10 protein-coding genes and 1 tRNA gene are annotated in these 9,422 nt (G+C 62.8%); 9 read left to right on the top strand and 2 right to left on the bottom strand.

Features of this window, described 5'->3' with window-relative positions; all coding sequences use genetic code 11:
* Nucleotides 1–59 precede the first annotated feature (59 nt).
* Nucleotides 60–134 (bottom strand) — tRNA-Gly (locus QZ266_RS05525).
* Nucleotides 135–254: 120 nt separating this feature from the next.
* Between QZ266_RS05525 and QZ266_RS05520 the strand changes: the two genes are divergently transcribed.
* The 5 genes from QZ266_RS05520 to QZ266_RS05500 all read left to right on the top strand — a co-directional run bounded on the left by QZ266_RS05520 (nt 255) and on the right by QZ266_RS05500 (nt 2,921).
* Nucleotides 255–776 carry a prolyl-tRNA synthetase associated domain-containing protein gene (locus QZ266_RS05520; RefSeq protein ID WP_295692394.1) on the top strand — a complete coding sequence of 174 codons (522 nt, stop codon included), beginning with the start codon at nt 255–257 and terminating at the stop codon, nt 774–776.
* Between the two features lie 97 nt (nt 777–873).
* Complete coding sequence (gene trxA / locus QZ266_RS05515; RefSeq protein WP_295692391.1) at nt 874–1,791, top strand: thioredoxin; 918 nt, start codon at nt 874–876, stop codon at nt 1,789–1,791.
* 11 nt (nt 1,792–1,802) lie between these two features.
* Nucleotides 1,803–1,994 (top strand): Trm112 family protein, encoded by a 192-nt coding sequence (locus tag QZ266_RS05510; protein ID WP_366523917.1) that lies wholly within the window; start codon nt 1,803–1,805, stop codon nt 1,992–1,994.
* Nucleotides 1,995–1,996: 2 nt separating this feature from the next.
* Entirely contained in the window at nt 1,997–2,299 is a 303-nt protein-coding gene (locus QZ266_RS05505; RefSeq protein WP_295692388.1) for a DUF971 domain-containing protein, read from the top strand.
* Nucleotides 2,300–2,372: 73 nt separating this feature from the next.
* Nucleotides 2,373–2,921 (top strand): DsrE family protein, encoded by a 549-nt coding sequence (locus QZ266_RS05500; protein WP_295692385.1) that lies wholly within the window; start codon nt 2,373–2,375, stop codon nt 2,919–2,921.
* A gap of 27 nt (nt 2,922–2,948) precedes the next feature.
* Here the strand turns inward: QZ266_RS05500 and QZ266_RS05495 are convergent, their stop codons facing one another.
* Nucleotides 2,949–4,223: a UbiH/UbiF/VisC/COQ6 family ubiquinone biosynthesis hydroxylase gene (locus QZ266_RS05495; protein WP_295692381.1), complete on the bottom strand. Its 1,275-nt coding sequence runs from the start codon at nt 4,221–4,223 to the stop codon at nt 2,949–2,951.
* A 106-nt stretch (nt 4,224–4,329) separates the two neighbouring features.
* Between QZ266_RS05495 and QZ266_RS05490 the strand changes: the two genes are divergently transcribed.
* From QZ266_RS05490 to QZ266_RS05475, 4 genes are all read left to right on the top strand, one after another.
* Entirely contained in the window at nt 4,330–6,756 is a 2,427-nt protein-coding gene (locus tag QZ266_RS05490; RefSeq protein ID WP_295692378.1) for a DNA translocase FtsK 4TM domain-containing protein, read from the top strand.
* Between the two features lie 205 nt (nt 6,757–6,961).
* A complete protein-coding gene (locus QZ266_RS05485; protein WP_295692375.1) occupies nt 6,962–7,720 on the top strand; it encodes a hypothetical protein in 759 nt (252 codons plus the stop codon).
* Nucleotides 7,721–7,795: 75 nt separating this feature from the next.
* Entirely contained in the window at nt 7,796–8,467 is a 672-nt protein-coding gene (locus QZ266_RS05480; RefSeq protein ID WP_295692373.1) for an outer membrane lipoprotein carrier protein LolA, read from the top strand.
* 311 nt (nt 8,468–8,778) lie between these two features.
* On the top strand, nt 8,779–9,387 hold the full coding sequence (locus QZ266_RS05475; protein ID WP_295692370.1) for a hypothetical protein: 609 nt from the start codon (nt 8,779–8,781) through the stop codon (nt 9,385–9,387).
* The last annotated feature ends 35 nt before the right edge of the window (nt 9,388–9,422 follow it).

Raw genomic sequence — 9,422 nt, 5'->3', positions numbered from 1 at the left:
GAAGGGTGCCGGGAAGCTTCGCGACCCAGAATTCGATGATCGTTATGTCATTGGAATAATGGAGCGGGCGATGAGATTCGAACTCACGACATTCACCTTGGCAAGGTGACGCTCTACCCCTGAGCTACGCCCGCTCACGATTGGCAGGGCATGGCCCGGCCGGGGAGCGGGGTATATCGCGCAAAGCACCGAAGATTGCAAGCGTCTGTTTCCGTCCTCTTGCACATGGGCTGCAGCCGCGCTTCAACAAGGTCATGACAGCCAGCCACACAGACTTGTTTGCCCGTCTCGACGCATTGGGCATCGCCCACAACACCCATGAGCATCCGCCCATCTTCACCGTCGCTGAAGGGGCAGGGATGAAGGATGACATGCCCGGGGGGCACACGAAGAACTTGTTCCTGCGAGACAAGAAAGGCGTCCTCATTCTGGTCTCGGCCCTTGCCGAAACAAAAATCCGGATCAACAGGTTGCACACGGCCCTGGGCTGCGGTCGCCTGTCCTTTGCCAAGCCCGAACTCCTGCTCGAGGCCTTGGGGGTCACGCCGGGCTCGGTGACAGCCTTTGCGCTCATGAATGACCCGCATGCCCGGGTACGCTTTGTTCTGGATTCCGCACTGATGGCGCATGATATCGTCAATTTCCATCCGCTCTCGAATAACGCGACCACCGCAATTGCAGCGGACGACCTTGTCCGCTTTGTGCGCGATACAGGCCACGAACCGGAGGTTTTGGACTTCCACGCCCTCCCTGCGGCGGCCGATGCGGCGCAGTGACCGCTTGCATCCGCCTTCCCCAGAGGCCACTTAGGCAGTCAGTACAGACCTCGGCACAGATCCCGGCAATGACCCTGGCAATGACAAGGAAACCGGCATGACCCTTATCGGCGGCGACAACGGACAAGACACGGCCAATGACGACCTGGTGCGCGATTCCTCCGATCGCACCTTCATGCAGGATGTGGTTGAACCGTCCAAGGACGTGCCCGTCATTGTGGATTTCTGGGCCCCCTGGTGTGGCCCCTGTCGCCAATTGGGCCCGATGATCGAGAAATGCGTCCACGATGCCGGCGGTGCCGTCAAATTGGTCAAGATCAATATTGACGAGAATCCGGGCATCGCCCAGCAATTGCGGGTTCAATCCATCCCGGCCGTCTATGCGTTCAAGAATGGTCAGCCCGTCGACGGCTTTACCGGGGCGCTGCCGGAGAGCCAGATCAAGGACTTCATTGGTCGCATCTCCGGCAAGGGGCCCAGCGAAACCGAGATCCGCGCCATGGTCGAACGCGGCCTGGCGGCGATCGAGACCGGTGATTTGCAGGGGGCATCGCAGGACTTCGGCACTATTCTTCAATCAGATCCGGGGCATCCCGGCGCCATTGCCGGGCTTGTGCGTGTCTGGCTGAAGGCTGGCGATACCGACAAGGCCCGTCAGATCCTCGCTCAAATTCCCGAGGATCGCGCAGATGATCCCGCCATTGATGGCGCGCGCGCCGCGCTGGAGCTGGCAACAGGTGCCCCGGCAGACGATGCGGCAACGGCTGCCCTGCGTCAGGCCGTTGCGGCGGACTCAGGCAATTTCCAGGCGCGATACGAACTCGCCGAAGCACTCGTCGCGACCGGTGATCACAAGGGAGCGGTCGATCAGTTGATCGCCATTACAGCGCTTGATCGTGAATGGAATGAGCAGGCCGCACGGACCCTGCTCCTGAAAGTCTTTGATGCAGCCGGCCCGGCTTCCGAGGTGACCCGCGAGGGTCGTCGCCGCCTGTCCGCCATCCTGTTTTCCTGAGGAGAATGTCCATGAGCGACGCCGAAACCCGCGACATCGACCCGAAACTCCTGGAAATCCTGGTCTGCCCGGTGACCCGCGAGACGCTGCACTATGACCGTGACGCGCACGAGCTGATTTCCAGGGGCGCCGGACTTGCCTATCCGGTGCGTGACGGCATCCCGATCATGCTGCCCGACGAAGCCCGCCGGATCGAGGATTGAGCATGTCACGCCCCTGGCCCGAGAAACTGGATTTTTCAAGCGCCGACAAGGCCCTTCATGCCCGCTTTGACGACGGGGAGACATTCTCCATCCCGTTCGAGACCTTGCGCGTGGAAAGCCCGAGTGCGGAAGTCCAGGGCCATGGCGCCGGGCAAAAGAAGATCGTCACCGGTAAAGAGAATGTCGGTATCACCGCCGCCGAGCCGGTCGGGCGCTATGCCGTCCGCCTGACTTTCGACGATGGCCATGACAGCGGGATTTTCACCTGGGACTATCTTTACGCGCTCGGCGAAGCCGCACGCTGATTTCGCATCGGAGAGCGGCAGGACAAGTGACCCGGACCTCGCTAATCTGGCGCTGATCAATCCGGAGAGCTTCATGTTGCCTGCCAATTACCCGCGCCATGCGCGCCGCACCCTGCTTGCCGTCGCGAGCCTCGCACTCCCGCTCGCTGCCGCGCCGGCGCTCGCCGGACCGGAGGATTTCGGACCCGGCCCCCTGATCACCGAATACGGCCAGATTGCTGACATTGACCTGACGACCGCCTTGCCGGAAGGCGCGACCTTCAAGGTCGCCTTCGACACCGCGACCGGGTCGGAAGAGGGCAGTCTCAATCGAACCCTCACCAGCGCAGCCCGCTTCCTCAACATGCATGTCGCCAACGGGGTCGAAGCCGAAAACCTCCACCTCGCCATCGTCATTCACGGCGGCGCCGTCGATGACGTCGCAAGCGCAACCGCCGCCGGTAATGCCGATCTGGTCGCGACCCTGCTCGAGCACGGCGTTCGGGTGATCGTGTGCGGTCAGAGCGCAGCCTATTACGATGTCTCGCGCGAAGACCTTCTGCCGGGCGTTGAAATGGCGCTCTCGGCGATGACCGCTCATGCCCTGCTTCAGCAGGACGAGTACACGCTCAACCCGTTCTGATCGCGACGCGAACGGGAAACCGGTCCGTCAGGCCGCATCAAGGCGCTGCCCTTTGAGCAGGCGCGGCGGATCGCCCGTCTCACCGCCGGCCTGGCGCATGAAGAAACGTCGGGCCGGGCCGATCTTGTTGACCAGGGACAGGCCAAGGCCGCGCAATTGGCGGATCGGCTCGATATCATTCGAGAAGAGCCGGTTGAACACATCCGTTCCGGCAGCCAGCATCGCGCTGTCGAATTTACGCCACTCCTCATAACGTCGCAGCGTGATGAGGGCTCCGATATCAAGCCCGACACGACGGGCCTCACCGACCACTTCGGCCAGGGCCGCGGCATCGCGAATGCCCAGATTGAAGCCCTGTCCGGCAAGCGGGTGAATGCCGCGCGCCGCATCGCCGACGAAGGCGACGCGTTCTTCGCAGAAGCGCTCGGCATAGCGCAGCCCCAGCGGATAGGCGAAACGCGGTCCCTCCGGACGCACATCGCCGAGGAAATCGCCGAAACGGTTTTCCAGCTCCTCCTGAAAGACCGCCTCCGGGGCATCCTTCAGCGCGTCAGCGATCGCATTCGGTTCGGTCCAGACAAGCGAGGCACGATTGTCCGGAAGCGGCAGGATGGCAAAGGGACCTGATGGCAGGAAATACTCATAGGCCACACCCTTGTGCGGTTCGGCATGGCGCACCGTTGCGACCAGTCCTTTCTGGCCGTATTGCCAGCCGGCCGTCCGGATGCCTTCCTGCTGTCTACGGCGCGAGAACTTGCCGTCACACGCGACCAGGAGCTGACCGGACAGATAACGCCCGTCCTCAAGGAAGAGGTCGACCCCGTCACCGCGCTTCTCATGCCGTTCAGCGCGTGCCGGCGCGAACACCTTGATGCCCGGCCGGGCCTTGATGGCCTGGATCAGGGCGAAGCGGGAATGCCGGTTTTCCGCCATCCAGCCAAGCGGCTCGCCATCATCGCCCTCGGAAATTTCCCGACGGTCGAAATGCAGTGTATTCGGCCCGGGCCCGCCGGGCTTGTCACCGCCATAGGGGCGCCCGTCACACACCAGGATATGCTCGATCCGCTGGGTATGCGGCTTGAGGTATTCGGCCACGCCCAAAGCCTCGAACATGCGCCAGGACGTGTAGGCAAGAGCCGAGGCACGGCCATCAAAGCTCGGCGCCAGCTGGTCCTCGATCTCCAGGGCATCGACGAGCGCCACGCTCAGCCCGGCCTGGTCCATCGCCAGGGCCAGGGTCATACCGGCCAGGCCGCCACCGGCGATCACAACATCGCCATCAAATTCTGCTGACTTCATCATCGGTGCAGAATAGGCGCTTTGCTGACGGTGAAAAGCGGCCAGAGCGTCGCAGCGCTGTTAACCTCTGTTTACCGCCCGGGAAGACTTGCAGCGTTAGGACGATAGGATGAGCCGCAAACCCTCGACCCGCAAAGCCAAGAGCCCCAAGTCTGCCGCCAGGCCGACCCCGCGGTGGCGTCTGCGTCTGGCCGATATTGTTTTCGGCAGCCTGATGCTGGCTGCCGGTGTCTTTCTGATGGTCTCCCTGCTGACCCACAATGTGCTCGATCCGAGCTGGAATGTGGCGTCCGACGGCGAAATCGGAAACTGGATGGGACGACCGGGCGCAACCGCCAGCGACGCTTTTCTGCAGGCGCTTGGCTGGGCGGCTAGCGGACCCGCCATCGCCCTGGTCATCTGGGGCGGCATCCTGATCTGGCGGACACCGCAGCCGCGCAGCGGGTCGGTCGCGGTCTTCCGCTGGTTCTTCGCTGCGCTGGGCACGACCGGTTTCGCCGCAGCTGTTGCCGCACTGCCCGTGCCGCAAGCCTGGCCACTGGCGCCGGGCCTGGGTGGCGTGATCGGCGATGCGGCCCTGACATCCCTGGCCTCGCTGCCAGCCAGACTCGATCTGCCGGCCCCGGCTGTGCTGGCAGCCGGATTTGCACTCCTGCTGTCGATTGCCGGGATCTTTTTCACCTTCGGACTGCGTGCCCGGGATCTTACCCATGCCGTGGACGCCGGTGGCCTCGCCTGGGCGACCTTGCGGGTCTGGTTGGATCAGCTTCGCGGACGCCTTGGAAATTGGGGTCGTGATGACGCTGACAATGATGAAGAGGATGATCATCACATAGACCTGCGCGAAGAACCCGTACTGAAACGCGCCATGCGCGCGGCGGAAGCCGACCCGGTGCCGGCGGCGGCCCGTGCCAGTGAGCCCGACACCGCGCCGCTCAATCCGGCCGTCAAGGTCGCGCCATCGCGCAAGTCCAAGGCGTCAGGCCGCGATGTCCGCGAGGCCCAGGGGGCCTTGCCCTTTGCACGCAGTGAGGGCTTCAAGCTTCCACGCCTCGACCTGCTTGCAAAGCCGGGCGTCCGCAATGACGCCGTCGACGAGCTCGCCCTGCGCCAGAATGCGGAACTGCTTCAGGGCGTTCTGTCGGATTTCGGCGTGAAGGGCGAGATCGTCCAGGTCCGCCCGGGCCCGGTCGTCACCCTTTATGAATTCGAGCCTGCGCCGGGCGTGAAGTCGTCTCGCGTGATCAATCTGGCCGATGATATCGCCCGGTCCATGAGCACGATGGCGGCCCGTGTGGCCGTCGTGCCGGGTCGCAATGCGATCGGTATCGAACTGCCAAATCCCAAGCGTGAAACGGTTTTTCTCCGCGCCCTGTTCAATTCCAAGGCCTTTGAGGACGCCAAGGCGGAGCTCCCCTTCGCCCTCGGCGAGACGATTGGCGGTGAACCCTTTGTCGCCGACCTCGCCCGCATGCCGCACCTGCTGATCGCCGGGACAACCGGCTCGGGCAAATCGGTTGGCATCAATGCCATGATCCTGTCCCTGCTCTACCGCCTGCCGCCGGAAGACTGCCGGATGATCATGATCGATCCGAAGATGCTGGAGCTCTCCGTCTATGACGGCATTCCCCACCTTTTGAGCCCGGTGGTGACCGATCCGAAGAAAGCCGTGGTCGCACTGAAATGGGCCGTCCGGGAAATGGAGAGCCGCTATCTGCGCATGTCCAAGGTTGGCGTTCGCAATGTGGCCGGCTTCAATGAGCGCGTCGCCGAAGCTCTCGCCAATGGCGACGAGCTCTCGCGCACCGTCCAGACCGGTTATGACAAGGAAAGCGGCGAGCCGGTCTTTGAGACCGAGACCATTTCCACGGAGAAAATGCCCTATATCGTTGTCGTGATCGACGAGATGGCCGACCTGATGATGGTTGCCGGCAAGGAAATCGAGGGCGCCGTCCAGCGACTGGCCCAGATGGCCCGGGCGGCCGGCATTCACCTGGTCACGGCGACGCAACGCCCCTCGGTCGATGTCATTACCGGCACGATCAAGGCCAACTTCCCGACCCGGATTTCCTATTCCGTCACCTCGAAAATCGACAGCCGCACCATTATTGGCGAACAGGGCGCTGAACAGCTGCTGGGCATGGGGGACCTCCTCTACATGGCATCGGGCGGCCGTCTGCGCCGACTGCACGGCCCCTTCGTCTCGGACAAGGAGGTCGAGGATGTCGCGGCCTTCCTGAAAAAACAGGGCGCGCCGGAATATCTCGAAGCGGTCACCGCCAGCAGCGAGGATGATGAGGGCGGCCTGCCCGGCATGGATGACGGTGAGGGCAGTGGCGATGCCCTGTTCGACCAGGCCGTGGCCGTGGTGGCTCGCGATCGCAAGGCCTCGACCTCCTATATCCAGCGTCGGCTCCAGATCGGCTATAACCGCGCCGCGACATTGATCGAGCGGCTGGAGGAAGAAGGCATGATCGGCCCCGCCGACCATGCCGGCCGCCGCGAGATCTACCTGCCGGAGCATGGCGACGCCTGATACAGGCCTCACCGGTTCGTGACTGGCCGGGACCGCGTCCGTCTGCAAGCTTGCGGGTGCCGGGGGGCGGTGTTGAGGGACAATCATCTTGAAAAGAACTTTGTTGGCCGCTGGCATCGCGCTAGTTGGCGCGAGCGCCTACGCTCAGGACAGACCGACGGCGACAGAATTATGGCGCACGGACTCCGTCACCCGGCCGGAGGCCGTGCATGTGCCGGACGGCAGTGACTGGGCCTATATCGGCAATCAGGGGCCGGTTAGCGAAACCGATGAGGCTGAGGCTTCGGGTTATGTCTCTCGGCTGAACCTCGTGACCGGTGAATGGCAGGCGCGCTGGGTCGAGGGTTATGTGAGCCCGCTCGGCATTGTCTCTGCCAATGGCCGCCTCTTCATGATCGAAGCCGCCCGGACGCTCGTGGCGATGGATCTTGAAACCGGTGCCGAGCTCGATCGCTGGGATTTCGCCCATGATGATGTCGTGCTCAACGATATCGCCATCGACCCGAGCGGCCGGTTCTGGATCACGGACACGCGTGGCGGCGCGCTCTACACACTGACTGACGGACTGTGGGAGCAGGTTTTCAATGATGACCGCTTCACCGGGGCCAATGGCGTCGAATATGTCGATGGCGCGGTCTATGTCGTCAGCTCAAGTGGCGAAGGCCGCCTGATCCGGATCGATCCGTACACGCTGGAGCTGACCGTGCTCCTCGAGAATGAGGGTTCGCTGGATGGAGTCGTGACGGACGGCCGTGGCGGATTGGTGCTGAGCGATCTTCGTGGACGCCTCCTGCATTGGTCAGACGCTCTCGGCCTGACCGTGCTCGACGGGTATGAGGGTGAGGAGATCATGCTCAACTCGATCGGTGGAACTCCGGATGGTCGTTTCATTTTTGCCCCGCATTGGCGAAGTTCACAGCTCTCCGCCTATGAGATCCACTACCCTGACGCCAGTGGCGACTGAAACAGGGGCTGCGGCTGAGCGCGACATGAACATCGAGGTCTTGCTCACGCCGCAATCCCGGGCCAGCTTGGCGGAATGATCACACTGCTTGCTTCCCTGGCCCTTCTGCAGGCCACCGACCCGGTTCCGACCGATCCGCCATCTGAGCCGACGGAGGCGTCGAGCGAGGCGCCGCCGGAGACATCCGGACCGGTAACCGACCGGGATCAGGTCCTGGCCGGGATCAATACCTATCTGAATTCGGTAGACACGCTGCAATCGCGCTTCATCCAGATCGCGCCGGACGGGTCTTTTGCCGAGGGCGACCTGGCCCTGTCACGGCCTGGCCGACTGCGTCTGGACTATGATGAGCCCAACCCGCTACGCATCATAGCCGATGGCACGACGGTCGCGGTCGAGGACCAGGCCCTGGAAACCATCGATCGGATTCCTCTGCGCTCGACGCCGCTTTGGTGGCTTCTGAAGCCGGAAATCGACATTGAATCCGACGCGGCCATAGTCTCCATGGAGCGCGAGTTCGGTTTTTTGTATCTCACACTCCGCGACCCCTCGCAGGAAATGGAAGGCGAAATCATGTTCGTCTTTGCTGAACCCAGCTATGAGCTTCGGGAATGGTATGTCACTGATGCACTGGGGGAAATTACGCGAGTGAGCCTGACGGGCATGCAGTCTGGCATGCGTCTCAATCCACGTCTCTTCGTTATTCCGGAGCCGGAAGACCGGCGTAATTCCCGACGCGGCCGTTAACAGGCTGAGGCTTTTTCGACACACGCAATTCCTTTCTCATTTTTTATTTGTAAAAGTCTGAACGCTGTGGCGTTATTGTAACGCTGACTGAGAGGCAATGGATCGGCGTCGTCCCCCCGCTTGCGGATCCCGATCTCAGTCGCGCCGGATTGATCCCCTCCCGGCGCTGCGCTCGAACAGACAAGCGCATGGCTTTGCGCCCGGTCTCCTCCCCCTCGAGACCGGGCGCAATTCGTTTGAGGCCGGGTTCAACCTGATCACACGCACCTATGCCCCTGTTGCGCGGCGGGAATGAGGGTTAAATACGCCCCATGCAATTCCATGATGATCCCGATGACGCGGACATCCCGCGCCTGCTCGAAGAAATCCCGCTGCTCTACAAGGCGAAAGCCTTTGCCGAGAGCCTGAACTCGAATTCCTGGTTCGCCCGCCTCGGCGAGCCGCTGGATGAGCGCGAGCAATTCCTGGCCCGCGCCTATCTGGACGGGCTGGGATTCCCCGATGCCGAGGCCGCGGTCCTGTCCGATTGGGAAGAAGCCGCAGGCGCCGCAGAAACCCTCGATCGCGACCCGGTCAGCTGGGAAGCCGAGGAGATGCTGCGCACAGGCCTGGTCTCACGCGTGCTGGAACGCCTCGACGAGGAAGCGGTTGCGGCTGCGCTCTCCATGGTCGCCCAGAAAACAAGCGATAGCTCCCGGGACATCGTTGAGGACGCCGCCGCAATGGACGATGTGGAAGACATGGCGCTGGTCAACGCCGCCGCAGGCGCGCTTGCCCAGGCCGCCAATGGCGCCGCCCTCGTTATCCTGGCCGAGGCCGAGGATGACGAGCCGCCTCACCCCTTCCTTGCACGCTGGCGACTCTTCGCGCGTGGGCGCTGGCCGGTCGGCCTGGCCGGTGCCACCTATAATATCCTCTGATCAAAACCATCTGACGGAAAACCTGCCATGCCGCT

This window comes from uncultured Maricaulis sp., assembly GCF_905480005.1.
Lineage (GTDB): Bacteria > Pseudomonadota > Alphaproteobacteria > Caulobacterales > Maricaulaceae > Maricaulis.
Note: the sequence above shows the minus strand (reverse complement) of the source record. Positions and strands in the feature narration are given on the sequence as shown.

Excerpts from the sequence above, each read along its gene's own strand:
- QZ266_RS05495 (WP_295692381.1), bottom strand. The coding sequence starts at position 4,223 with ATGATGAAGTCAGCAGAATTTGATGGCGATGTTGTGATCGCCGGTGGC.
- QZ266_RS05480 (WP_295692373.1), top strand. The coding sequence starts at position 7,796 with ATGATCACACTGCTTGCTTCCCTGGCCCTTCTGCAGGCCACCGACCCG.
- trxA (WP_295692391.1), top strand. The coding sequence starts at position 874 with ATGACCCTTATCGGCGGCGACAACGGACAAGACACGGCCAATGACGAC.
- QZ266_RS05490 (WP_295692378.1), top strand. The coding sequence starts at position 4,330 with ATGAGCCGCAAACCCTCGACCCGCAAAGCCAAGAGCCCCAAGTCTGCC.
- QZ266_RS05500 (WP_295692385.1), top strand. The coding sequence starts at position 2,373 with ATGTTGCCTGCCAATTACCCGCGCCATGCGCGCCGCACCCTGCTTGCC.
- QZ266_RS05510 (WP_366523917.1), top strand. The coding sequence starts at position 1,803 with ATGAGCGACGCCGAAACCCGCGACATCGACCCGAAACTCCTGGAAATC.
- QZ266_RS05520 (WP_295692394.1), top strand. The coding sequence starts at position 255 with ATGACAGCCAGCCACACAGACTTGTTTGCCCGTCTCGACGCATTGGGC.
- QZ266_RS05505 (WP_295692388.1), top strand. The coding sequence starts at position 1,997 with ATGTCACGCCCCTGGCCCGAGAAACTGGATTTTTCAAGCGCCGACAAG.
- QZ266_RS05475 (WP_295692370.1), top strand. The coding sequence starts at position 8,779 with ATGCAATTCCATGATGATCCCGATGACGCGGACATCCCGCGCCTGCTC.